This window comes from Paenibacillus sp. FSL H7-0756 (assembly GCF_038006765.1).
In the GTDB taxonomy this organism is placed as follows: domain Bacteria; phylum Bacillota; class Bacilli; order Paenibacillales; family Paenibacillaceae; genus Paenibacillus_AQ.
Genome location: NZ_JBBOVT010000002.1, coordinates 387,098 through 411,408 on the forward strand (window position 1 = coordinate 387,098; position 24,311 = coordinate 411,408).

The following is a 24,311-nucleotide window of genomic DNA, read 5'->3' on the forward strand; positions in this document are numbered from 1 at the left end:
GCTTCAGATGATGCTGGTCAATCAGCCGTGATGCTCCCGCAGCGCAGCGGTGCGGATCACCGGAGGCACCTCGTGAATGGCAGAGATGGTCAGGACGGACTGCTGCATCTCCCGTTCCAGCTCAATCAGATTGTAGAGCCACTCATTCGGCTGCTTCAGATAGATGCTGTTGATCCCGGCAGTCAGCGCGGGCAATACATCCGTACGCAGGGAGTTGCCGATCATCCAGGTGATTTTGCGGTCGAACGGGTAGGTGGTCAGGATATTCTCAAGCGCCTCCACATTCTTGTGCTGGCGGATATAGATGCGGTCATCGAAATAGGCGTCCAGCTTCATTTGGGCGATTTTGCGCTGCTGGATGGTGTCGTCGCCGCCGGTATAGAGATAGAGCGAATGGCCCTCCTGCTTGAGGGTATCCAGCGTCTCCACCATGCCGGGATAAGCTTCCACCTCCTGGTCATACACGCTCATCCCCAGCTTCATCAGCTGCCGTTCCTCGAACGCATCGGGCTTGCGGTTATATTTGCTGCAGAAATAACGGTAGGTGGCAATCAGCGATTTCGGGAAATTGTCGCTGGCCAGGCCGCTTGTGCTAACGGTCTCGACATCAATCTCTAGCTGCTTAGTGCGCAATTCGCCGATGGTAGGCTGATAATCGCTGAACCAGTCTGACATCAGCTCGAAATACTGTCCAAGAATGAGGTCAAAATACTTATTGCAATGCACCAGGGTATCGTCGAGATCAAAGATCACTTGTTGGGTCAAATACTTCATGAGGTTCACTCCTAAGTTGGTGTGTTAGATACGGATGTAAGACTCCAGAAACATCTGGAGCTCCGAGGCCCCGTCAGGGCGTATGCTATAGCGTTCGGTGCCTTCACCGCGCAGATGGACCCGCAGCAGCCCTGCGACCCGCAGACTAAGCAGATGATGCATCAGCATCTCCCGGGACAGGTTCAGCTCGGACTGCATCTCCCACAGTGTCTTCGGTTCATTTGCCACGAATCGCAGCAGTCTCAGCCGGGTAGGGTCAGAGAGAGCCTGTGTTAAACGAAGCAGCACCGTAGGCGGCTCCTCTTCATTATCGGAAGGGACATCTACCGGATATTGCACCAGCATCAGGTTCTTGAAGAAGCAATACGTGTTGATCGGCCGGTTATGCACGGTAGGCAGCAGCACGATCGTCTCCAGCCCGGGAATATCCTCAATGACAATTCCGCCGGAAGCATATTCGATCAGCGGGACCATGTCCATTTTGCTCTCCAGCATTTTTTTCTCGGAGGCGTCTTCAATCAGAAGCGGCAGCAGGGTATGCTCCACATGGCGGAAATAATGCTCATACCATATCCGCAAAAGTGGCGTATACCCGTTCTTGATCCGTGCGCATTCCTCAGCCGTGAAGTTATGGAAGAACGGCTCGGTCCGCCGGAGGCAATCCTCCAGTGAAGAGTTCTCCAGCGCAGCCAGGAACTGCAGCACCTTGGAAGCCTCGCCCCGGCTGTAGGCCCAGGCATAGAGTACATCATAATCTTCGAACGGCCATTCGGCGGCCTGCTTCAGTGCAGCCAGCTGAGCGGGGGTGAAGCGGCCGTCCACATCCCGGATCCAGTCGGTGCCGATGTCCAGGTTAGAAGTCCATTTCTTGGTTACATATAGCATGAAACTGTCCAGCAGTTCGTATACGGGGGAAACATCAATGTTAAGTTCATACTTCATTTAAGCCGGATCACCTCCAGAAAATCAGTCACTTCTATATATTATCTCTTGTTTTGAAGAGGGTTGTCTACTATAATGTTCGGTGTTTGCCGCATGGACATCAGGTTCCGCACATCAATGAATTACATAGGAGGATTTATTTGTGTCAGATTCCACACCGATGCCGCATGGTCAGAGCGGTAGAATGAATTATTCGATTTTGATTGCTGTGATTATTCTGGCAGGGCTTAGCCAGGGGATGCTGCTGCCGGTCTTATCCATTCTGCTGGAGCAGGAGGGCGTATCGTCCTCATTGAACGGACTTAACGCAGCTGCGCTGTATGTAGGCTCATTTGCCATGACCCTGATTGCGGAACGGGTGCTTGGCGCCATCGGCTTCAAAAAGCTGATCGCCGCGGGTCTCGCGCTCGTGCTGGTATCACTGCTGCTGTTCCCGCTCCTTACCGGCGTGAAGATCTGGTTCGTGCTCCGCGTGCTAGTCGGGATCGGCGATTCGGCGGTTAACTACGCCGCGCAGCTCTGGGTGCTGCTCATGACGCCGGCAGAGCACCGTGGACGGAACCTGTCGCTATACGGGATGTCCTACGGCCTGGGCTTCAGCCTCGGACCGCTGGGTATCAGCCTGCTGCGGTTCGGACAGTCCGCACCGTTCCTGATTACAGCCCTGCTGTTCGTAATTGTGCTGCTGATTGTCGGTTTCAAGCTGCCTGACTCACGGCCGGAAGCTATGGATCACAGCGAAGGCCAGGCAAGCAGGTTTGGCCGGAGCTACCGGCTTGCTTGGTATGCGCTGATTCCGGCGCTGCTATACGGCTATATGGAAGCCAGCCTGAACAGCAGCTTCCCGGTATACGGGCTGCGCACCGGATTCAGTACAGACCAGATTGCCGCCCTGCTGCCTTTTGCAGGCATCGGGGGCCTGCTGCTCCAGCTGCCGCTCGGCATATGGAGCGACCGCTTTGGCCGCAAGGCCATTCTGATTGCTGCGGGGACAGGAGGAGGCCTGGCCTTCACGCTGCTTCCGTTTACCGGTGACCATTTCCTGCTCACCCTGCTGGTGCTGATGGTGGCCGGGGGACTTGTCGGCTCTTTTTTCTCGCTGGGGTTAAGCTATGCCGCCGATATCCTGCCGCGCAAGCTGCTTCCCGCTGCCAATGTAGTCGCTTCCTTCCATTATAGTCTGGGAAGTATAGCGGGTCCGGGCATCGGCGGGCTGCTGCTGCAATTCGGCTGGGGCGGCAGTGTGTTTGCCGTGATGGGCGGGCTGTATATTGTATTTGGGCTGGCAGGGTTATTGTTCTCGCCACGGAAGACGATATGAGGTAGAATAAGAACGAATGCTCGCATGGAATTTGATCCCGCTTTCAGAGTACACTATAGAGTAGAGTCGAAGACAGGAGAGGCTGACCTATGATTACAGTTGAACATTTGGCCAAAGCGGTCGGGGAAGATAAAACACCGGTGCTTCAGGATATCGGATTTCAATTAGAACCGGGAGAATTTGTAGCGCTGCTGGGAGCCAGCGGCAGCGGGAAATCAACACTGCTGCGCTGCCTTGCCCTGCGTGAGAAGTGGGACAGAGGGAATTTCAGGGTAGATGGGCAGGATATTATGAAGAGCCCCTTCGCCGGCAAACGTAAGATCCGCCGGGAATGGGCCTATCTGGAGCAGAATGCGGAGCTGAATCCGAACCGCACTGCACTCAAGAATGTGCTGATTGGACAAGCCTCCCAGACGCCGCTGTGGCGGATGGCTACAGGCATGGTCCGCTCAGATGATTATATGGGGGCGATGGACCAGCTTGATCTGCTAGGATTGCTTGACAAGGCCAAGCTGAAGTCCGGCCAGCTCAGCGGCGGTGAACGTCAGCGTGTAGCCATTGCCCGGGCACTGGTCCACGGCGCCAAGGTCATCCTGGCGGATGAGCCGGTTACGGGCCTTGACCCCAAGACTGCGGAGAATGTTCTGGAGACCCTCCGCAATCTGTGCAAGGAGACAGGACTTACCGTGCTTACGGTGCTGCCGATTGAGCTGGCCGAGCGTTACGCCAGCCGTCTGTGGGTGCTGGAGGACGGAAGAATTAAGCATGATGTCAAAGGACGCCGGCTGACCTCACAGGAGCGGCTGCATCTGTGAAGTAAGGCAAGGCGTTCAGTAAGGAGAGCGTAAATGAAGTTGAATATGCGTATGCGTGTTCTTGGAGGACTTGCCGCAGCCGCCCTGTCGCTGTTTACCCTGCCCGGCTGCACCTTCATCAGCGATCCGGTATCCCAGATGAGGGTGCCCCAGCTGCCTGCGGACAAGGCTTCGCTGATGGCAGCCATCAATTCTTCCTTGAAGGCGCTGGATGGCACCTTGATCCGTCCGGCCAATGATGATAATAGCTCCATCTTTACAGAGGACCTGGACCGGGATGGCGTGATGGAGACGCTTGTGTTCTACCAGACGAAGAATGAAGCCGTGGTTAATCACGGGATGATTCTGGAGAAGCAGGGGGAATCCTGGGTCAAGAAGCTTACGTTCGATGGTATTGGCAACACCCTTGATTCTGTAGATCTTCAGGATGTATCAGGTGACGGTAAGCTCAACATTATTGCCGGTTATTCCCGCACGGAAGATAAGGGTGTGAAGGGCATGGTTGTCTACAGTTATTCCGGGGGAGTGCTGGAAGAGATTCTAACCAAGCCATATACCAAATATATCATCGATGATCTGAACGAGGATGGAATCGTGGATATTACCGTGGTGTACTTCAAGCGTAATGAATTCGCTACAATAACTACCTATCAGTATAATGACGGCTTCAAGGTGCTGGATGAACTCGACGATCTGGACCCCTATTTCAATAGTTATTACAATATTGTCTCAGGAAAAGTAGCTGCAAATAAAGAAGGTATTGTTCTGGATTCTGCTGTGGATGCGCGTTCTGCTTATACAACCTTAGTTGTAATGGAGAATAACAAGCTGCGTGTCGCTATTCCAGGGGATAGCCACACCTTCAAGGACCGCAGAATTGTCAGCGAGGATATTGATTCGGATGGAATTATAGAGATAGGGTTGCTGGTTCCCCCCAAGGGCTGGGAGTATTTCGATCCTGAGGCCATTCCTTATTTCAATTCTTATTACAAATGGGACGGGAAAGACGGCCTGACCTTCAGTACCCAGCTCTACAATGATCCGCTGGACCGGTTCACCATTAACTTTGCCCCCGAATGGCAGGAGCGGGTGACGGTGGACACGAAGTCGGTTCAGAACAAATCGCTCAAATTCATCATGACGGATACCGGAGAGACGGTCGCTGAAGTGAAATTCTTCTCGCCTGCGGAATGGGACAATGTGAAGAACACCGGCTGGAAGCTGCTCGGACGCGATCTGGATAAGATGATTGGATACCGGGGAGAACTGGAACAGAGTACAATCGGAGGAGAGGACGGACGAATCAAATCCTCTATTGAAAGGAAGGGAATCGATGAGTAAAGTACTGATATTGGAGGATGAAGAGTCCATCCGCAGTTTTATTGTTATTAACCTGAAGCGCAACGGCTTTGAGGTGCTGGAGGCGGCAGACGGTAACGAGGCGCTGCACAAGCTGACCACTATACATGATATTGATATCGCCTTGCTGGATGTGATGGTACCCGGCATCGACGGCTTTGAGGTATGCAGACGCATCCGGGAGACCAATGAACGGCTGGGGATTATTTTCTTGACAGCCAAGGTACAGGAGCAGGACAAGGTCTATGCGCTGTCCGTAGGGGCAGATGACCATGTCAGTAAGCCGTTCAGTCCCACTGAGCTGATCGCACGTATCCAGTCGCTGCTGCGCCGGGTCAATGTTCACCGCGAGCAGTCAGCCAAGGTATCGTTCCAGTCGGGTCCGTTCACCCTGGATCTGATCTCCAAGCAGTTCAAGCGGAGCGGAGAAGCCATTGAGCTTACTCCCACAGAGTTCTCGCTGGTGCAGTTCTTCCTGGAGAAGGAGAATACACCGCTCAGCCGTGACTCCTTGCTTGATCATGTCTGGGGCAAAGAATATATGGGCGACCCCAAGATCGTTGACGTCAATATCCGCCGCTTGCGCCAAAAAATCGAGAATAATCCATCGGAGCCTGAATACCTGCAGACGGTGTGGGGACACGGCTATAAATGGAAAGGCCAGGTACAATGATTAAGAAGGGGATGCGCAGACAGATCGTACTGCACTATATTCTTGTAGTCTTTGTAGCGCTTCTCCTGGTCGAGACGATCTTCCTTCTGTCGATTCGCACCTATTATTACAACAGTATCTACAGTAAAATCACCACGCATATCAGTGTGGCCGAGACATTGGTGAAATATGAATTTTCGGGAGACAGTTCACAGGCCCAGCTGCAGAAGCTGCTTAGATTATTCAATGTGGAGTTTACCGAGCTGGAGGTCCTGACGCTTAAAGGGGATATTATTACCAGCTCAACCGGGTTCCAGCCGGACCGGACGATTACCACCAGTGATGTTCCCGAGGCGGTAGGCGGCAGTATCGGACGTTGGGTGGGCCGCCAGGCAGGTACCAATGAGAATGTCATGGCAGTATCCAAAATGGTGCAGATCACCGCTCATGACACTTATGTCCTGCGCTATCTGACATCGCTGGAAGGCGTGAACAGTAATCTGCTTAACCTTACTTTGCTCTCTATTGGCATCGGTGTGGCAGTCCTCACCATCGTACTGCTGCTCAGCTTCGGGCTCGCCAATTCGATTGTGCGTCCGCTGAATAATATTACGGCAGTGTCGGTGCAGATGGCGAAGGGCAAGTTCACGACCCGGATCAAAGGCGATTACCGGTACGAGATCGGGGAACTCGCTTCAACGCTCAACTATATGGCGGACGAGATTGTCCGCAGCAACCAGATCAAGGATGACTTCATCTCCTCGATCTCTCATGAGCTGCGCACTCCGCTGACCAGCATCAAGGGCTGGAGCGAGACGCTGGTCTCCGGGGGCTATGACCCTGAAGAGACCAAGCTTGGGGTCGGAATTATCTCCAGGGAGAGTGACCGGCTGATCGGGCTGGTGGAAGAAATCCTCGACTTCTCGAAGCTGCAACAGAACGAAATGAAGCTGTCGATGGGACAAGTGGATATTAAGGTTCTGCTGCAGGAGACGCTGCTCAATATCTGGGCCAAGGCTGAGAAGAAACGGATTCATCTGCTGCTGGAATGCGAGGAGACGATCTTCATCAAGGGGGATGCCAACCGCCTCAAGCAGGTCTTCCTCAATCTGGTGGATAATGCGGTGAAGTTCTCGCCGGAGGATTCCAGTATCGTGCTGTCGGCGGAGCGTCTATCCGGTACCGAGATGGCTGTCACTGTTCGTGACAGCGGTATTGGCATCAGCGAAGCGCATCTGTCAAGAGTGCGGGACCGCTTCTTCCAGGTCGATGCCCTTAACGGGGGGACGGGCCTGGGGCTGGCGATCTCCCAGCAGATTGTGGAGCTTCATAACGGCAAGCTGGAAATGGACAGCGAGCTGGGCAAGGGTACTCAGGTTACCGTCATTCTGCCGCTGGATGATTGCCAGCAGGGGAATGCCCGCGTGAGTAATTCGCCAACAACTTGATAAGCAAGCCAAGTGGAAAGATATATACAAAAGGGATACAGCTATCATCCGGGCGGACCGGAGCTGTATCCCTTTGTATGTAGCAGCCCTTAGGGCTGAACTTTTGTTTATGAAGGCATTCCTTCGGCGCGCAGACGGCCGGCCGTCTCATAGACCTCCTGAAGCAGGCGGGCAGGCTGGGTACGGACCAGCGGCTTGGCTGCTACAATCTCATGCGGGCCTACAACAACGATATTGTCTGCAGTGCCTTTGATGACAACACCGTCCTTGATCACAGCACCTTCACCGATGATGGCATGTTCAATGAGAACACCGCGCCCAATCCGGGCACCCGGCATCACCACGCTCTGCTTGATTCTGCTCTGCTTGCCGATCTCCACACCGCCGAAGATGACTGAGCGCTGCGGGTTGCCTTCGAGCTGGCAGGTTTCATGAATCAGGCAATCTGCTGAAGCAGCTTGAGCGCGGGGTCTGATCGCAGCCAGCTTGGTGCGTTGTGCCCGGCTGTACATCGGCCAGCGTGAGTTATCCAGCTGGAATCCATCTTTTTGCAGAAGATCCATATGAGCTTCCCATAGGCTGCCAACGGTACCCACATCCCGCCAGTAGCCTTCGAAGCGGTAAGCGAACAGTTCATCGCTCGCATCCAGCATGGCCGGAATAACATCCTTGCCGAAGTCATGACCGGACTCCGCATTCGCGGCATCCCGCAGTAAATAAGCCTTCAAGTACGACCACTCAAACAGATAAATACCCATGGAAGCCAGATTGCTCTTCGGAGCCTTCGGTTTCTCGGCAAATTCGGAGATCTTCAAATCTTCATCCACGTTCATCACGCCGAAGCGGCTTGCTTCATCCCAAGGGACCTCCATGACCGAAATGGTGGCTTTTGCGGACTTGGCAATGTGATAATCGAGCATTTTGCGGTAGTCCATGTGGTAGATATGGTCTCCCGACAGGATAAGTACATGCTCCGGGTTCTGACTGTCTATATATTCAATATTCTTATAAATAGCATCGGCGGTGCCTGTATAGCTCTCTCTGCCTTCAATACCTGAAGGGAGTAGCCGTACACCCCGGTCACTGCGGCTGTGCAGCCCCCAGGGCTCGCCTTCACCGATATGCTGATGTAAGGATTCTGCTTCGTACTGAGTCAATACTCCGATAGTATCAATCTTGGAATTCACACAGTTGCTGAGGGGAAAATCAATAATCCGGTACTGTCCGCCGAAAGGGACTGCAGGCTTAGCCATGCTGGAAGTCAAAGGGGCCAATCTGCGGCCTTCCCCGCCTGCCAGGAGCATGGCGATACAATCTTTTTTACTCATTTGTTATCCCTCCCATTTTTTTGTCAATGCTTGTAATATACACGCAAGCTGGGCGCTTGAAACGGCATAGGTGAATTATATTGCTGTGAATCAAGAAAAATTACATAAACATTTTCTTTATTCAGAAATCGCCGGATTCACTCTCAAAATCATTTTCAAATGCTGCATATTCGGGTAATGTAAAAGGTGCATCCTATATACAAAGGTGGTGATGATTTGGCCGATTTACCAAAGACAGAGAACCTCCCGTCCGCTGAAGATATTTATCTGTTCCATGAGGGCACGAATTATCGCAGCTATACGATGCTTGGCGCGCACATTGCCGTCCAGGAAGGGCAGGCCGGCGTTCGCTTTACCGTGTGGGCTCCTCATGCGGCATATGTAGGACTGGCGGGAGATCATAACAGCTGGGATGGAACATCCGATCTTGATACGTTATATAAGATACCCGATTCAGGATTTTGGAGTCGTTTTTTCCCGGGAATGGAGCCGGGAACTTTTTACAAATACAGGATTACAGGAGCAGATGGTACAAGCTTCCTCAAAGCAGACCCTTATGCCTTCCACGCTGAAGTGCGTCCGGCTACAGCATCCGTTGTGGCGGATCTGGACGGCTACAAATGGGGGGATGCCGCATGGCGGCGGAAGAGTAAAGGTCCATATCAGGCACCCATGAACATTTATGAAATGCATTTAGGCACCTGGCGGCAAAAGGAAGACGGCGAACTCTATACTTATCGGGAGATCAGCAGCCTGCTGATTCCTTACCTGAGTGAAATGAGCTATACCCATGTGGAGTTCATGCCGCTGGCTGAACATCCTTATGATCTGTCCTGGGGCTACCAGGGAACCGGTTATTTTGCCGCTACCAGCCGTTTCGGAGAGCCGCAGGATCTGATGTACCTGATCGATCAGCTGCATCAGGCAGGCATCGGGGTCATTCTGGACTGGGTACCGGCCCATTTTGCCAAGGATGCCCATGGTTTGCGCTTGTTCGACGGTTCGCCGCTGTATGAGTATGCCGATCCGATGCTGGCGGAGAAGCCGGGCTGGGGCACCCTGTCCTTTGACTTTAGCAAGCCTGAAATCTCATCGTTCCTAATTTCAAATGCATTGTTCTGGTTCGAGAAGTATCATATTGACGGCATGCGCGTGGACGCGGTTACAAGTATGCTGCGGCTTGATTTCGAGAAGGAACACCATCAGTACCGGACGAATGAGCATGGCGGCCTGGAGAATCTGGAAGCCATCCGCTTCATTCAGCAGCTCAACCAGACGATTTTCCAGTATTATCCGAAGGCGCTCATGATGGCGGAAGAATCCAGTGCCTGGCCGGGCGTTACCTCACCGGTGCATGAAGGCGGCCTTGGCTTCAACTACAAATGGAATATGGGCTGGATGAATGACACCTTGGGCTACATAGAACGGGATTTCGGAGCACGCCCGTATCATCATAATTTGTTGACCTTCCCGATATGCTATGCGTATGCCGAGAACTATACACTGCCGCTGTCACATGACGAGGTGGTGCATGGCAAGAAGTCGCTGCTGGACAAAATGCCGGGGTCCTATGAGCAGAAATTCGCCGGCCTGCGCCAGCTTCTCGGATATCAGATCAGCCACCCGGGCAAGAAGCTGCTGTTCATGGGCGGAGAGTTCGGGCAATTCATTGAATGGAAGGATCAGGAGCAGCTCGACTGGCTGCTGCTGGATTATGAGAGCCACCGGCGGATGCAGGCCTATACGGCTGCGCTGAATAAGCTGTACCTTGCCGAAAAAGCGCTGTGGGAGCTCGATCATGACATGACTGGCTATCAGTGGATTGACGCTGATGACAGCGGGCAGAGTGTCGTATCCTATATCCGCAGAGGCAAGCGTCCGGTGGACACGCTGCTGATAATCATCAACTTCCAGCCGGCCGAGCGCCGCCATTACCGTATTGGCGTGCCGCGTCCCGGAGTATATGAAGAGTTATTTAGCTCGGAGAGCAACGAATACGGCGGATCGGGCTTCCATAATGAGCCGCAGAAGAGCACCAAGACCGAGTGGCATAATCAGGTGAACAGTATAGAGCTGACCCTGCCTCCGCTGAGCTTCTTGGTGCTTAAGAAGTCAGGCCGCAAGACCGTTTAAGGGCAGGAATTGTCCGAAGAAGCCACTATATAAGGGGGAGATGGAATGAAAGTATTATTTGCCGCAGCGGAAGCCCATCCATTTATCAAAACAGGCGGGCTGGCCGATGTCATCGGCGCTTTGCCCAAGGCCCTCAAGGCGGCCGGCGTCGATGTGCGGGTGATTTTGCCCAAATACAAAGGAATTCCTGAGAAGTATTCCGCACAGATGGAGCATGTCGCTACGCTGGAGGTCCCGATTGGCTGGCGCAATCAGTATTGCGGGATCGAACGGGTGGTGTTTGAAGGGATTCCCGTCTATTTCATCGACAATGAGTATTACTTCGGCCGTGACGGAATTTATGGCTATATGGATGACGGCGAGCGGTTCGCGTACTTCAACCGGGCGGTGCTGGAATGCCTGCCGGCGATTAGCTTCCAGCCGGATGTGATCCATTGCCATGACTGGCATGCTGCGGTTGTTCCGTTGCTGCTGCAGGCGCACTACCGGCATAATCCGTTCTACAGTGAGATGCGTACGGTATTCACCATACATAATCTCCTGTATCAGGGAGTCTTTCCGTATACGGTGCTGGGTGAGCTGCTGGGTCTGGATGACAGCTATTTCCTGGGCGTGGAGTATTACGGGAATGTGAATTATATGAAGGGCGGGATTGTCTACAGTGATCATGTCACTACCGTTAGCCCGACCTATGCCGATGAGATTCGGACCCCGTATTACGGCTATGGTCTCGACGGCCTCCTGACTTCGCGTTCTGACGCGCTGAGCGGCATTGTTAACGGAATTGATACCAAGAGCTATAATCCGTCCAGTGACACGGCAATCTTCACCAAGTACCGCTCCAACCTGGCCAAGAAGGCCGAGAATAAGCTGGGACTACAGCAGGAGCTTGGATTGCCGGTCGCTCCTTACATTCCTATGGTAGCTATGGTTACGCGTTTGGTGGATTCCAAAGGACTCGATCTGCTGACCCGTGTGCTGGATGAGCTGCTGTACTATGATGACATTCAGTTCGTGCTGCTGGGGACGGGGGATGAAGTCTACGAACGCTGGTTCCGTGAGGCGCAGTGGCGTTATCCGACCAAGCTGTCCTCGCAGATTACCTTCAGTGATGCCTTGTCGCGCAAAATCTACGCCGCCAGCGACATCTTCCTGATGCCGTCCAAATTCGAGCCTTGCGGCATCAGCCAGCTCCTCGCACTGCGTTACGGCAGCATTCCGGTGGTCCGTGAGACAGGCGGGCTGAATGATACCGTGCAGGCGTACAACGAATACACCGGAGAGGGCAACGGCTTCACCTTCAAAGATTACAACGCCCATGATATGATGCACACGCTCCGCCGCGCCGTATCGTTCTACCACAAGCCCGAGCACTGGAAAAAAGTAGCCAAAAACGCATTCTCCGGCGACTACAGCTGGAACGTATCCGCACAGCAGTATATTGATATTTATAACAACATTACGGCCGCTCCAGCGGAATAGGAAATAGCAGGATCAGGATGGAAAAGGCACCCCTCAGTTCATCATGAACTAAGGGATGCCTTTTTCTGTTGCACTTGATTCCCCGGATTCGAGGAACCATAATTACCAGGGGGATTTGTGCCGATTAGCTGGAGGGAATAGGTGTATTTCAGGCACTTGTTAACGGAAGGAAAAACACATCCTCAGCAGCAAATGGAAAAATGGCACTTAATTAGCCCAAACTTCCTCATATTAAGGGATTCAGCGAAAAGAGATGACGTTTATCCAACTAATTGCCTCTAACCATGAAAATTGGCTAAATTAAGATGCGTTTTTCCAACTAAACAAGTAGCATTAAAGAAATAAGAAAATTCAAGTCAGGTATAAGGATAAGAATGGGGGATTTTGGATTGGAATTCTTTTAGACTCACGATCTGGTTCCCGGGATTAAATTCGATTAAGGAGACTCCGTCAAACGCATCGGTCACATCATCATACACACACTTAAAGTACCATTCCACCACAGTCATATGGCCCTGATGGATGAATTGCTTGATCGTCCAGTTGAGTACCGTACCACGCGTATTCCAGTCCTCGAACCACAACATCAGGGTGTCAAATCCCCGATACTGAGGGCCGTAGCTTTCGGTGTATACAATGTTGGGATCGAAGATGGTACTTAATATAGAGTTTTCCTTATTAATCCATGAATCGAAATATTGTCTAATCCGCTGCTCACGTTCAATCATTTGATTCCACCTCCACAATATGCCGGAACAGAATCCGGTACTCGTACGGCTCAAGCGCCACGTTCATCATCCCGCGTTCTGGAACGACCGCCTCACCCGTAAGTGCATCCAGCCAGTCACTGGTCTCCATCGGGTGACTGAGCGTGCGGGGCTGCGGTGAATTGTTCATCCAGACCGTGAAGTGGATCAGCTCATCGGCGCGCTCATAGACGATGCACGGGTCGTGCTCGCAGGCCTGAAGAATCCGGAAGCGGCCTTCGCGGAGGGCTTTATGCTCCTTGCGCAAACTAATCATCATCCGGTAAAAGTCATACAGCTCGCGGTCCTGCTTGCCCTGATCCCATTCCATACATTTGCGGCAATCCGGGTCCTCGTTGCCGGTCAGGCCAATCTCATCACCGTAATAGATGCAGGGAGTGCCCATGAAGGTGAACAGGAAGACCACCGTCAGCTTCAGCTTCCGTTTGTCTTCACCAAGCACGGTGAGCAAGCGGGGAGTGTCATGGCTGCCGAGCAGATTGAAGACCACCTCATTCGTCTGCTGCGGATAACGCATGAGCAGGCCGCCGATCCGCTGACCGAAGGTGATGCCGTCCATCCCGCCGTTGAAGAATTCCAGCACCGTCCCCGAGAAGGGATAGTTCATCACCGAATCAAACTGGTCGCCGAGCAGCCAGGTTAAGGAATCGCTCCACACCTCGCCGACGATATAAGCATCCGGGTTCGCCGCTTTGACCACCTTGCGGAAATCGCGCCAGAAGTGATGGTCCACCTCGTTGGCCACATCCAGGCGCCAGCCGTCCACCTTGATCTCCTTAATCCAGTATTCGGCCACCTCCAGCAGATAGGATTTTACTTCATGATTGGCGGTGTTGAACTTCGGCATATTGCCGTAGAAGCCAAACGTGTCATAGGTGGGAATGCCGTCCACAATCTCAGCCGGAAAAGAGTTCACATGGAACCAGTCCCGGTAAACCGAATATTCTCCCTTGGCCATAACATCCTGGAAGGGCGGGAACTGGTCGCTGCAGTGGTTGAATACGGCATCAAGCATGACGCGCAGGCCCCGTCTGTGGCATTCCTCGACGACCTGCTTCAGCAGCTCATTATCGCCGAAATGCGGGTCGACTCTCCGGTAATCTACAATGTCATATTTATGGTTGGAGGGGGAGACGAACAGCGGGGTGAAGTAGAGGGCATTGACGCCCAGCTCCTGCAGATCATCCAGATGATCCAGCACGCCCTGAAGGTCGCCGCCGAAGAAATTATTCAGCTCGGGCTTGCCGCCCCAGGGCTGCGTGCCTTCCGGATTAATCAGGGGATTGCCATTCGCGAACCGCTCGGTCATGATCTGGTAGAACACCGCATCCTTCGCCCAGGGAGGAACCCGGAACAAGTCGATCCCGTGGATATAGGGGAATTCGTAGAAGTGATTCGGCGGCGGCGGGCATTCGGAGCGGATCCCGTTGTCGAGCAGATAGACCGTCTCCATCCCTTTACTCACGCGAAAAGTATAGCTAAGCCGCTTATATTTGGGCCGGACCGCCGCTTCCCAGTAGTCGAATTTGTCATCGGAGGCGGCCTTCTCCATAATAATGTCATAAGAAGTATGCTGCCAATCGTACTTGTCGCCGGTAAGGGCGACTACATAGTCCACATCATCACGTTTGGTGCGCACACGCAGATGAATCGTTTCAGTATCATAGGCATAGGCCCATTTGTCACGGGGAACATGGTACATCGCTTCAAGCAGCATAGTAGCACCTCCTGTAAGTTGGGTGGAAGCTGTAATGATTCATGCGGCAATTGGAGATAATCTATAGTAGATAGTATTATATACCACCTTCATAGGATGTGCATTTTTTTGTCGCCGTAACAGGTTTTTGTCACAAAATTGTCTTTGCATATTCATACGAAGTGATTTATAATAAATCGGTCAATGAGACGGAACAGTAGAGAGAACATAAACAGAATAGGGGAGACGGAACAAATGAACAAATGGGGTAAACTTTCTATGGGACTGCTGCTGGCAGCAGGACTCTTGGCCGGATGCGGCTCCAATAACGATAAGAACAATACCGCAGCAAGCGGAAATGGCGGTGCTGCAAGCACAGAGGCGCCGGCTAAGAAGCTGATTATGGGCACAAGCGCAGACTTTCCTCCATATGAATTCCACAAGATAGTTGAAGGTAAGGATACGATTGTCGGTTTCGATATCGAGATTGCCAAGGAGATTGCCGCTGATCTGGGCCAGGAGCTGGAGATTAAGGATCTTCCGTTCGACTCTTTGCTGAATGAGCTGGCTAGCGGCCGGATCGATATGGTTATCTCGGGACTTAGCCCCACACCGGAACGCGCTGAAGCTGTAGGCCTTTCGGACATCTACTATAAGGCAGAGCAGGCTGTTGTAGTGCGTGAAGCTGATAAGGACAAATTCGCTACCATGGACGCACTGAAGGGCGCCAAGATCGGAATTCAGACCGGTTCCATCCAGGAGGGTATCGCTAAGGGCATTGAAGGCGCACAGCTGACCTCCCTCAGCAAAATCTCCGAAATCGTCCTGCAGCTGCAGTCGAACCGGGTGGATGCTTCCATCATGGAAGGACCTGTAGCCAAGTCCTTTGTGAAGAACGTCAAGGGCCTCGTGATTACCGATGCCAAGCCGGAGGTTGAAGATGACGGTTATGTCATTGGCGTGAAGAAGGGCAACACCGAGCTGCTCGATCAAGTGAATAAGACACTTGGACGCCTGAACTCCGAAGGCAAGATTGATGAATTCGTAGCGGCAGCAAGCGAGCTTGCTGAGAGCAAATAATACGCGAAGCCGCGTATGCGGATAGCAGAGATCAAGATAGGCCCGCAGCAGGCTGCGGGATCATGCTCAACCATGCAGAAAATGGCGGTGATCCGCCGTTTTCTATTTTTTTGAGAAGAGGAGGGTCTGAGGGCAATGAATGTATTCGATATGGCTTATGAGTACCGTAATTTATTCTTATCCGGTCTGCAGTACACACTGCTGCTTGCAGTACTGGGGGTATTCTTCGGTTTCGTACTCGGCATCCTGGTGTCGCTTCTGCGGATGTCCAAATGGAGAATTCTGCGCTTTATCGCCACCGCATGGGTCGAATTCTTACGCGGGACGCCTATGCTGGTACAGCTGTTTCTGATTCACTACGGGTTAACGGAGCTTGGACTTGAGTTTACGCCGATCCAGTCCGGTGCGATTACATTAACCATCAACAGTTCTGCTTATCTGGCGGAGATTTTCCGCGCGGGGATTCAGGGTGTAGACCGCGGTCAGGTTGAAGCGGCGCGTTCCCTCGGAATGAAGCAGGGGATGACGCTGCGCTACATCGTGCTGCCGCAGGCGATTAAGAACGTGCTGCCAGCCATCGGCAATGAATTTATTACCATCATCAAAGAATCTTCAATCGTGTCTATGATCGGGGTTGCAGACCTGTTCTTTCAGGCGAAGACCATTACAACGATTACGTATGAGGGGCTAACACCCTATGTTATTATTGCCATCATGTATTTCGTACTGACATTCACACTATCCAAGCTGCTGGGTATATTGGAACGGAGGCTGAACACGGATGATCGAGGTTAAGAACCTGCGGAAGAGCTTTGGGAAGCTGGAGATCCTGAAGGGCATTGATCTGAATATTCACAAGGGCGAGGTCGTTGTTGTCATCGGCCCCAGCGGATCGGGCAAAAGCACCTTTTTGCGCTGTCTGAACCTGCTGGAGCAGCCCACAGGCGGCGAGATCAGCTTCGAGGGTCAATCCATTACCGCGAAGCGCCATGACATCAACGTGACCCGCGAGAAAATGGGGATGGTGTTCCAGCAGTTCAACCTGTTCCCGCACAAATCTGTGCTCCAGAACATTATGCTCGCCCCGCTTAAGGTGAAGAAGCAACAGGCTGCGGAGGCGGAGAAGTTCGCGATGGAGCTGCTGCGTACGGTAGGCCTTGAGGACAAGCGCGATGCTTATCCGGCCCAGCTCTCCGGCGGACAGAAGCAGCGGATCGCAATCGCCCGGGCGCTGGCTATGCAGCCGCATGTCATGCTGTTCGACGAGCCAACCTCGGCGCTGGACCCGGAGATGGTCGGTGAAGTGCTGGAGGTTATGAAGCAGCTGGCAGTGAACGGCATGACCATGGTGATTGTAACGCACGAAATGGGCTTCGCCCGTGAGGTGGGGGACCGTATCCTGTTCATGGACGGCGGCGTGATTGTGGAGCAAGGGACACCGGCAGAGGTGTTCGGTCATCCCAAGCATGCCCGCACGCGCGATTTTCTCAGCAAGGTATTATAGTAGGCCGGCTAATAACCCCACCGTATGGGGTTATTTTATTTTGGCGGAGTGCACAATGTTTGATATAGTATACAAATGATCAATCTACTTGAAAAGGAGTACATACAGATGAGAGATGATCTTTGCCGGATCGGCATTATTGATATTGGTTCCAACTCCATACGGCTTGTAATTTATGACACGACACAGGCAGGCGGCTACAAAATCATCAAGGAATGTAAGTACTCTGCCCGTTTGAGCGAGAAGATTACGAAGGAAGGCCGGCTGGAGAAGAAGGATATGAATACGATCATACCTGTTCTTCAGCAGTTCAAAGAGATTTGTGATGACTTTGAAGTTGAGAAAATCCGCGCAGGCGCCACCGCCGCCATCCGTAATGCTGCGAACTCTGCGGAGATCATCAGCTACCTGTCCGAGGCTTCGTCCATTCCGATTGAAGTGGTCACCGGATATCAGGAGGCGTATTTCGGCTTCCTTGGAGTCATCAATGCTTTTGACGTCCAGGACGGCTTCGTGATTGATATCGGCGGAGGGAGTACCGAGGTTACCTTATTCCGCGGACGGCGTTATCAGCAGAGTATCTCGTTCCCGTTCGGTGCGGTCAACACAAATCAGATGTTCAGCCAGGGCGGCAACTGGAATGCGGATCAGATCCGCAAGCTGCAATTATACGTAACCGGCAGGCTGGTGGAGCATGACTGGCTATCGACGGGCACAGGACTTCCGCTATACGGGCTGGGAGGAACGCTTCGCTCACTGGCTAAGCTCGATCAGAGGAACCGCGATTATTCGCTGCCTAATTCTCATGGTTACGCGCTGGAGCACGAGACGATCGAACGGTTCATGGAGGTTCTGCCTGCTACTTCGTTTGAGAAGCGCAAGGACCTGGACGGGCTGTCCAAAAGCCGGGCGGATATCATCGTGTCCGGGCTGATTATTTTCCATACCGTCTATCATTACATTGGTGCCAGCCGGGCGCTGATTAGCGGCGAAGGCCTGCGTGAGGGCATGCTGCATGATCTGCTGGAGCCGGAGCAGCCGGTGCGTGACAGCGCGCTGGAGTACAGTCTGGATACGATTATCCGCTTCGATATCCGTACCTCCAAGCGGCATCTCGACCATATCAACAAGCTGGCGCTGAGTCTGCTGGGGGCCTTTGAGCGGGAAGGGAACCGGGAGGAGCAGGAGATGCTGGTCTATGTGGCGATTATGCTGCACCGGACAGGCTCTAACATTAATTATTATCAATCTAAGCGGCACACCCACTATTGGCTGATGAATTCACCCATCCGGGGACTGACGCACCGCCAGCTGATTCTTAGCGCGTACATCGCTTCCTACAGCACAAAAAGCCGGAAGCAGAAGCTGTCCCTGATGCATAAGGACATTTTGCTGCCTTCCGACGAGGAATGGATTCATAAGCTGGGTACATTAGTGCAGTTAAGCATTGCGCTGGACAGCACCGAGATCGGCATTGTCAGCGGGCTGAAGTCCCGTCTGCATAATCATACGCTGGATCTGGAGCTTCAGGGCGGACAAGTGCTTATCGGCCTGGAGGACATTGAGAATGCACTCAAAGCCTTCAGGAATGCTTGGTCGGTGAAGGTAAAGCTCGGCTTCCCTTCCAGCGGGTAACATCCATAGCGGCGAACTGGCTCCGGAGCGGGGCCTTTTTGTCGTCGATCCGTTCATAATATCCGTTGGGCTGAAGGAAGCTGGATTTGACATTGTCCATCAGCGACAGCTCCAGAATCTTGACAATCTGATCGCGGATACTGCTATCCTTCACCGGACACATCAGCTCGATCCGCCGGGTCAGGTTACGTGTCATCCAGTCGGCACTGGACAGGTAGACCTCGGGATCGCCGCCGTTCTCGAAGTAATAGATGCGTGAATGCTCCAGGAAGCGGTCCACAATGCTGCGGACCGTAATGCGCTCACTGAGGCCTTCAATTCCCGGACGCAGACAGCAGACTCCCCGGACGATCAGATCTATAGATACTCCAGCCTGGGCAGCGCTATACAGATAGTCAATAACCTCCTGGTTCGACAGGGAGTTCATCTTGGCGATAATCCGGGCAGGCCGGCCTGCGGCGGCATGCTCCGCCTCACGCAGAATCAGCTTCTGGAGCGACAGACTCATATTGGTCGGTGCTACGATGAAGGAGTTCCAGTTGTAATTGGCAGAGTAGCCTGTCATCTGATTGAACAGCTCTGACGCATCCAGGCCAATCTCATGATTGGCGGTGAACAGGCTAAGGTCGGTATAGGCCTTGGCCGTGCTGTCATTGTAGTTGCCTGTTCCTACATGAACATAACGGCGCAGCTCCGAGCCTTCCTGGCGGACGATCAGCGTCACCTTGGCATGGGTCTTGAGGCCAACGAGACCGTAGACCACGTGGCAGCCGGACTGCTCCAGCTTACGCGCCCAGGCGATGTTGCGTTCCTCATCGAAGCGGGCCTTCAGCTCCACGACCACCGTAACCTGCTTGCCGGACTCGGCCGCGTTGGCAAGGGCAGTGATCAGCGGAGAATTGCCGCTGACCCGGTACAACGTCATTTTGATCGCCATCACCTGCTCATCCTCGGAGGCCTGGATAATGAAATCCGTCATGGCATCGAAGGATTCGTACGGATGATAGACCAGCACATCGCGCTGGCTCAGCACCTCGAAGAAATCTTCATTCTCATCGAACTCCGCCGGATACATCGGCTCGACAGGCGGATTGAGCAGATAGCTGAAGCCCTTCAGACTGCTCGTGAAGCTGCGCAGGAAGCCGAGATCAAGCGGGCCTTCGATTTCGAAGACGAAGTCCTCCAGCTCGAATTCAGCCTGCAGCTGCTCCAGCGCATAGGGGTGGATGCCTTTCTGGACTTCCAGACGGGCAGGCACACCGCGGCGGCGTTTGCGGAGCTCTTTCTCAATCTCCTCCAGCAGGTCCTCCGCGCCTTCTTCATCTATCGTCAGGTCAGAGTTGCGGGTCAGGCGGAATTCACTGACGGCTACCGGTTCATAACCGCTGAACAAGGTCTGAATATGATGGCGGATTACATCTTCAATGAATACGAATTGCCGTTTTTTGCTGTTCGCGCGGTGCGGCAAGGGAATGCATCGCGGCAGATTGGACGGAATCTGCAGAATGGCGAAGTAAGGCTCTTCCTCCTGGCTGTTCTTCCTTGTCAGCACGACAGCCAGATAGATGAACTGGCTGTGGACCAGCGGGAACGGACGGCTCTGGTCGACGGCCATAGGAGTCAGCACAGGAAAAATAATATCACGGTAGTACTCCTCAATCGACTGCTCCTGTGCCGGTGTTAAGTCTTCATAATCAACGAACACAATACCCTCTTTATGCAGGCTGCGTGAAATATCCTTAAAGGTGCGGTACTGGTCGGCGACGATTTTGGTGACCCGTTTGCTGAGGCGTTTATAGAGGCCGGAGGGCGTGTAGCCGGTAAAGTCTTTTTTGGTATATCCCGCCCGGATCTGATCCTGGATGCCGGCTACCCGGACACTGATGAACTCATCCAGATTACTGGACACTATGGCCAGGAATTTAGCCCGCTCAATCAGCGGGTTCTCAGGGTCCTGTGCCTCGCCGAGCACCCGGCGGTTGAACTCGATCCAGCTGAGGTCACGGTTAAGATAGGCTGTTGCAGGACTAATATTGTTGATTTTTTTCTCATCTGTATTCACGTTCATGGACCCTCCAAGGTTGCTTCAATGTCTAGTTAAGATATCGTGTTCTTTCATTCTACTATTTGCTTGCGTGAGAAATGTTAAAACTGTGTAAAATTTTTGCGAATATTCAGGAAACATGGCATATTTATGCCGGGTCCCTTAATAATGATTAAGAATATGTAATATTTATATCGGTGTTAACGCTTTATTTGGGATAATTATTTCCAATTGCCACAAAAACATAGCCAATGGTTACAAAGTTGTGATATATTCATTACTGTTAGTTTACAAACCTGGCGTCACCATTGAAGGAGGCAATTCATGAAACTCAAGATCAGAGCCATCACCGCCCTGGCGGCCGTACTGGGACTCGGCACCTTGCTTCACGCAGCTCCCGTTCAAGCTGACAGCGTACATATCGCTGGAGATACTACTACCTATTATACTCTATCCAATCATTATGGCATAAGCGTTGATGAGCTTATGAATGCGAACCCGCAGATTTCAGCGCTAAATATCTATCCCGGGCTGAAATTTACCATTCCGGGTGATGTTCAAGCCAAGACTGTGGCAGTAGCCAATACTGCAGCAGCTTCAGTAGAAGCTGTGGACGCAGCAGAAGTTCAAGCCCTGAGTGTGCAGCCGGCAACCAACACAGTTCAAGCCTGGGGCAAAGAATTTAATTATGCCAAAGTGCTGCAGGTCAAAGCTTCCGCCTATTCCTCGGCAGCCAGCGAGAATGGCAAATGGGGCGCAGTCGATTATTTCGGCAATGCGCTGAAGCTCGGAACCATCGCCGTTGACCCGAGCGTGATTCCGCTGGGAACGAAGGTGCTCGTGACCGGGTATACCCATCCGGGCCTTCCGAAGCAAGCCTTCGTAGCGACAGCGACGGATATGGGGAGTGCGATCAAGGGCAACCGGATCGATATCTTTATTCCGGGCAGCCAGAGCTTTGTAGCCGATTTCGGTTATCAGTATGTACATTTATATATTATTGAATAAACCGATAATGAATCTTTGCACCATAGCAAGCGCAATATGTAATCATGAAAAGGAAACAAAACCAGGCAGCTTCCGCCGGTTTTGTTTCCTTTTTTTAAAATATAAGAATTTATATGTTGCACACGATAACTAATGATCAAGCGGTTATTTGCTCTTGCTGACCTGGAGCATCTGGGGAACGGTCACGAAGCTGTATCCGCGCTGCCGCAGAATGCCGATGATCTCTGGCAGCGCCTGCAGCGTCCCTTGGAGGTTACTGCCTCTGCCGCCGCCCCCGTGCTGAAGGATAATAGCCCCTCTGCCGGCCCGGGAGAGGATGTTGTGCTTGATTTGGGTTTTGGACAGTCCTCTCCAGTCGAGTGAGTCAACGTTCCAGTTCACCAGCTTATAGCCATGCGACTTCGCCCATTTAAGCTGAGGCTCGTTGATATCGCCATACGGCGGACGGATCAGCTTCGGCTTGTATCCGGCCAGCAGCTGCAGAATATTCTCCGTCCGGATAATCTGGATGCGGAACGCATTCATACTCAGCTTGCTGAACTGGGGGTGATTATAGGAGTGGTTGCCGATGGCATGGCCTTCGCGGATCATGCGTGCTACCAGGGCAGGGTGCTTCTCGGCACGGCTGCCGACCACGAAGAAGGTGGCTTTGACTTTATATTTGCGCAGCACATCCAGGAGCTGCGGGGTGAAGCGCGGATCAGGCACATCATCGAAGGTAAGAGCGATGATCTTGCGGCGGGGCCCCTGGGTCTTGAGGGTCTCCGGGTATTTGCGCAGCAACTGGCTGAGGGAGAGGCCTTTGCTTTTTTTAGGGTGTCTGACAGAAGATTGGGAGGCCGCCGATCCGGCCGGCACCGCCGGTTCGTCTTCAATAGAAGCTTGTGGCCGGGACGATGGCCGGATCTCTTGTGCAGGCACTGGCGCAGGACTATCTGCCGCAGCTGCAGAGACAGACACAAGCTCGGCAGCCGGTGCAGACAGGGCCAGGGCAATGACGGATATAAACAGCACTATGCGGCGGAATATTGCCAGTTTCATCAGGACGATGCCTCCTCCAACCATGGGTCCGGTTAGTTTAGAATATAAGGGTTGTTATTTCCAAGCAGCCGTGAATTTATGCCGTACCGTCCGCAGAGTATTCAAAGATTTATCACTTCCCCAAATCGTTGTATACTGAGATGGATCATAGATACGGGAAGGATGGAGACAAGCATGGCTGATTTGTTTACACCTTATGAACTTAAGGCTTTAACCCTGAAGAACCGCGTGGTTATGCCGCCGATGTGCCAGTATGCGGTTGAGAAGCAGGACGGTATTCCAACGGATTGGCATCATGTGCATTATGTCAGCCGTGCGGTCGGCGGTACAGGCTTCATTATTGTAGAGATGAGCGGGGTTCATCCGGACGGACGGATCTCGAATCAGGACACCGGGATCTGGGACGATGGACAGATTCCGGCGTACAAGCGGTTGACGGAGGCCGTTCATGCCTATGGAGCGAAGATAGCGATTCAGCTTGGTCATGCCGGTCGCAAAGCTGTCGATGCCGCCCCGCCGGTTGCTCCTTCAGCGATTCCGTTCGACGGCAACTATGCAATGCCCAAGGCGCTTAGCCGTGAAGAGATCGCCGGGCTGATCACCGCCTACCGGGAAGCGGCGCGCCGTGCAGTCGAAGCGGGATTCGATACTGTAGAGCTGCATGGAGCGCACGGCTATCTCATCCACCAGTTCCATTCCCCGCTCTCCAATGTCCGGGATGATGAGTATGGACAAGACCCCATCTTGTTCGGGGAACAGGTGGTAGTGGCAGTGCGTGAGGTGCTGCCGGCTGAGATGCCGCTGATCATGCGGGTGTCCGCCAAGGAATACGTGGAGGGTGGTTATGATGAAGCGTATGCGCTGGAATTCTGCCGCCGGTATAAGGATGCAGGCGTAGACCTGTTCCATGTATCCTCGGGCGGGGAGGGGCCAGCCGTGTCCAATGGCGGACCAGGTCCAGGACCGGCTTATCAGGTGGGGCTTGCCGAATACATACGCAGCGGATTGCAGGTCCCTGTTATCGCAGTAGGGCGTCTGGAGTCGTATGAGGAAGCGCAGGCGGTCATTACAGAAGCGAAGGCTGAGCTGGTGGCTATAGGCAGGGGCATGCTCAGTGATCCGTACTGGGTACTTCACGCTGCCGAGGCACTGGGCGGAATCAATCCGTCCGATCTGCCCAAGCCTTATGTGCGCGGAATCTGGAACAAGAAATAGAGGGCATCATTTGTGAAAAATGTCACAGATTTTAAGTTCCTTCTCAGGCATGGTTAATAAGATTAAA

20 protein-coding genes are annotated in these 24,311 nt (G+C 52.9%); 13 read left to right on the forward strand and 7 right to left on the reverse strand.

Going from position 1 to position 24,311, the window contains the following annotated elements; genetic code table 11:
• Positions 1-21: 21 nt before the first annotated feature.
• Positions 22-774, reverse strand: a complete 753-nt coding sequence (locus tag NST04_RS18440; RefSeq protein WP_341185532.1) for an HAD family hydrolase — start codon at positions 772-774, stop codon at positions 22-24.
• Between the two features lie 24 nt (positions 775-798).
• A complete protein-coding gene (locus NST04_RS18445; RefSeq protein WP_341185533.1) occupies positions 799-1,716 on the reverse strand; it encodes an ArsR/SmtB family transcription factor in 918 nt (305 codons plus the stop codon).
• 160 nt (positions 1,717-1,876) lie between these two features.
• Here NST04_RS18445 and NST04_RS18450 point away from each other — a divergent pair, with 160 nt between their 5' ends.
• From NST04_RS18450 to NST04_RS18470, 5 genes are all read left to right on the forward strand, one after another.
• The gene (locus NST04_RS18450) at positions 1,877-3,037 is read left to right on the forward strand and encodes an MFS transporter (protein WP_341186791.1); all 1,161 of its coding nucleotides are present in this window, start codon (positions 1,877-1,879) and stop codon (positions 3,035-3,037) included.
• Between the two features lie 89 nt (positions 3,038-3,126).
• On the forward strand, positions 3,127-3,852 hold the full coding sequence (locus NST04_RS18455) for a phosphonate ABC transporter ATP-binding protein (RefSeq protein WP_036726471.1): 726 nt from the start codon (positions 3,127-3,129) through the stop codon (positions 3,850-3,852).
• 33 nt (positions 3,853-3,885) lie between these two features.
• On the forward strand, positions 3,886-5,193 hold the full coding sequence (locus tag NST04_RS18460) for a hypothetical protein (RefSeq protein ID WP_341185534.1): 1,308 nt from the start codon (positions 3,886-3,888) through the stop codon (positions 5,191-5,193).
• Complete coding sequence (locus NST04_RS18465) at positions 5,186-5,884, forward strand: response regulator transcription factor (protein ID WP_076079320.1); 699 nt, start codon at positions 5,186-5,188, stop codon at positions 5,882-5,884. The genes NST04_RS18460 and NST04_RS18465 overlap by 8 nt, the downstream gene beginning before the upstream one ends.
• Complete coding sequence (locus NST04_RS18470; RefSeq protein WP_341185535.1) at positions 5,881-7,311, forward strand: sensor histidine kinase; 1,431 nt, start codon at positions 5,881-5,883, stop codon at positions 7,309-7,311. Before NST04_RS18465 ends, NST04_RS18470 begins: the two co-directional genes overlap by 4 nt.
• A gap of 107 nt (positions 7,312-7,418) precedes the next feature.
• Here NST04_RS18470 and NST04_RS18475 read toward each other — a convergent pair whose 3' ends face one another.
• On the reverse strand, positions 7,419-8,639 hold the full coding sequence (locus NST04_RS18475) for a glucose-1-phosphate adenylyltransferase (RefSeq protein WP_341185536.1): 1,221 nt from the start codon (positions 8,637-8,639) through the stop codon (positions 7,419-7,421).
• A 216-nt stretch (positions 8,640-8,855) separates the two neighbouring features.
• Here NST04_RS18475 and glgB point away from each other — a divergent pair, with 216 nt between their 5' ends.
• Both glgB and glgA read left to right on the forward strand, forming a co-directional pair.
• Positions 8,856-10,772: a 1,4-alpha-glucan branching protein GlgB gene (gene glgB / locus NST04_RS18480; protein WP_341185537.1), complete on the forward strand. Its 1,917-nt coding sequence runs from the start codon at positions 8,856-8,858 to the stop codon at positions 10,770-10,772.
• Positions 10,773-10,817: 45 nt separating this feature from the next.
• Entirely contained in the window at positions 10,818-12,254 is a 1,437-nt protein-coding gene (gene glgA / locus NST04_RS18485) for a glycogen synthase GlgA (RefSeq protein WP_341185538.1), read from the forward strand.
• A gap of 356 nt (positions 12,255-12,610) precedes the next feature.
• Here glgA and NST04_RS18490 read toward each other — a convergent pair whose 3' ends face one another.
• Together NST04_RS18490 and NST04_RS18495 are read right to left on the reverse strand one after the other, a co-directional pair.
• On the reverse strand, positions 12,611-12,982 hold the full coding sequence (locus tag NST04_RS18490; protein WP_341185539.1) for a nuclear transport factor 2 family protein: 372 nt from the start codon (positions 12,980-12,982) through the stop codon (positions 12,611-12,613).
• On the reverse strand, positions 12,975-14,738 hold the full coding sequence (locus tag NST04_RS18495; protein ID WP_341185540.1) for an alpha-glycosidase: 1,764 nt from the start codon (positions 14,736-14,738) through the stop codon (positions 12,975-12,977). The genes NST04_RS18490 and NST04_RS18495 overlap by 8 nt, the downstream gene beginning before the upstream one ends.
• Before the next feature lie 234 nt (positions 14,739-14,972).
• Here NST04_RS18495 and NST04_RS18500 point away from each other — a divergent pair, with 234 nt between their 5' ends.
• From NST04_RS18500 to NST04_RS18515, 4 genes are all read left to right on the forward strand, one after another.
• A complete protein-coding gene (locus NST04_RS18500) occupies positions 14,973-15,797 on the forward strand; it encodes a transporter substrate-binding domain-containing protein (RefSeq protein WP_341185541.1) in 825 nt (274 codons plus the stop codon).
• 135 nt (positions 15,798-15,932) lie between these two features.
• Entirely contained in the window at positions 15,933-16,592 is a 660-nt protein-coding gene (locus NST04_RS18505; protein ID WP_339314715.1) for an amino acid ABC transporter permease, read from the forward strand.
• Positions 16,579-17,301: an amino acid ABC transporter ATP-binding protein gene (locus tag NST04_RS18510; protein WP_341185542.1), complete on the forward strand. Its 723-nt coding sequence runs from the start codon at positions 16,579-16,581 to the stop codon at positions 17,299-17,301. Before NST04_RS18505 ends, NST04_RS18510 begins: the two co-directional genes overlap by 14 nt.
• Before the next feature lie 108 nt (positions 17,302-17,409).
• Positions 17,410-18,936 carry a Ppx/GppA phosphatase family protein gene (locus NST04_RS18515; protein ID WP_341185543.1) on the forward strand — a complete coding sequence of 509 codons (1,527 nt, stop codon included), beginning with the start codon at positions 17,410-17,412 and terminating at the stop codon, positions 18,934-18,936.
• Here NST04_RS18515 and ppk1 read toward each other — a convergent pair.
• Entirely contained in the window at positions 18,884-21,004 is a 2,121-nt protein-coding gene (gene ppk1, locus NST04_RS18520) for a polyphosphate kinase 1 (RefSeq protein ID WP_341185544.1), read from the reverse strand. The two genes, NST04_RS18515 and ppk1, sit on opposite strands and share 53 nt — an antisense overlap.
• Before the next feature lie 300 nt (positions 21,005-21,304).
• Here ppk1 and NST04_RS18525 point away from each other — a divergent pair, with 300 nt between their 5' ends.
• Positions 21,305-21,988, forward strand: coding sequence for a 3D domain-containing protein (locus tag NST04_RS18525; protein WP_036695422.1), 684 nt, complete (start codon positions 21,305-21,307; stop codon positions 21,986-21,988).
• A 144-nt stretch (positions 21,989-22,132) separates the two neighbouring features.
• On the opposite strand, the gene NST04_RS18530 is transcribed toward NST04_RS18525, so the two are convergent.
• The gene (locus tag NST04_RS18530; RefSeq protein WP_445667926.1) at positions 22,133-23,029 is read right to left on the reverse strand and encodes a polysaccharide deacetylase family protein; all 897 of its coding nucleotides are present in this window, start codon (positions 23,027-23,029) and stop codon (positions 22,133-22,135) included.
• A gap of 174 nt (positions 23,030-23,203) precedes the next feature.
• On the opposite strand from NST04_RS18530, the gene NST04_RS18535 reads away from it, so the two are divergent.
• A complete protein-coding gene (locus NST04_RS18535) occupies positions 23,204-24,244 on the forward strand; it encodes an NADH:flavin oxidoreductase/NADH oxidase (protein WP_341185545.1) in 1,041 nt (346 codons plus the stop codon).
• Positions 24,245-24,311: the final 67 nt, after the last annotated feature.

Coding starts and splice junctions, on each gene's coding strand:
- NST04_RS18465 (WP_076079320.1), top strand. CDS start 5,186: ATGAGTAAAGTACTGATATTGGAGGATGAAGAGTCCATCCGCAGTTTT.
- NST04_RS18455 (WP_036726471.1), top strand. CDS start 3,127: ATGATTACAGTTGAACATTTGGCCAAAGCGGTCGGGGAAGATAAAACA.
- NST04_RS18475 (WP_341185536.1), bottom strand. CDS start 8,639: ATGAGTAAAAAAGATTGTATCGCCATGCTCCTGGCAGGCGGGGAAGGC.
- NST04_RS18490 (WP_341185539.1), bottom strand. CDS start 12,982: ATGATTGAACGTGAGCAGCGGATTAGACAATATTTCGATTCATGGATT.
- NST04_RS18505 (WP_339314715.1), top strand. CDS start 15,933: ATGAATGTATTCGATATGGCTTATGAGTACCGTAATTTATTCTTATCC.
- NST04_RS18530 (WP_445667926.1), bottom strand. CDS start 23,029: ATGAAACTGGCAATATTCCGCCGCATAGTGCTGTTTATATCCGTCATT.
- NST04_RS18525 (WP_036695422.1), top strand. CDS start 21,305: ATGAAACTCAAGATCAGAGCCATCACCGCCCTGGCGGCCGTACTGGGA.
- NST04_RS18460 (WP_341185534.1), top strand. CDS start 3,886: ATGAAGTTGAATATGCGTATGCGTGTTCTTGGAGGACTTGCCGCAGCC.
- NST04_RS18495 (WP_341185540.1), bottom strand. CDS start 14,738: ATGCTGCTTGAAGCGATGTACCATGTTCCCCGTGACAAATGGGCCTAT.
- NST04_RS18450 (WP_341186791.1), top strand. CDS start 1,877: ATGCCGCATGGTCAGAGCGGTAGAATGAATTATTCGATTTTGATTGCT.
- NST04_RS18470 (WP_341185535.1), top strand. CDS start 5,881: ATGATTAAGAAGGGGATGCGCAGACAGATCGTACTGCACTATATTCTT.
- NST04_RS18500 (WP_341185541.1), top strand. CDS start 14,973: ATGAACAAATGGGGTAAACTTTCTATGGGACTGCTGCTGGCAGCAGGA.
- NST04_RS18440 (WP_341185532.1), bottom strand. CDS start 774: ATGAAGTATTTGACCCAACAAGTGATCTTTGATCTCGACGATACCCTG.
- NST04_RS18445 (WP_341185533.1), bottom strand. CDS start 1,716: ATGAAGTATGAACTTAACATTGATGTTTCCCCCGTATACGAACTGCTG.
- NST04_RS18535 (WP_341185545.1), top strand. CDS start 23,204: ATGGCTGATTTGTTTACACCTTATGAACTTAAGGCTTTAACCCTGAAG.
- glgA (WP_341185538.1), top strand. CDS start 10,818: ATGAAAGTATTATTTGCCGCAGCGGAAGCCCATCCATTTATCAAAACA.
- ppk1 (WP_341185544.1), bottom strand. CDS start 21,004: ATGAACGTGAATACAGATGAGAAAAAAATCAACAATATTAGTCCTGCA.
- NST04_RS18510 (WP_341185542.1), top strand. CDS start 16,579: ATGATCGAGGTTAAGAACCTGCGGAAGAGCTTTGGGAAGCTGGAGATC.
- NST04_RS18515 (WP_341185543.1), top strand. CDS start 17,410: ATGAGAGATGATCTTTGCCGGATCGGCATTATTGATATTGGTTCCAAC.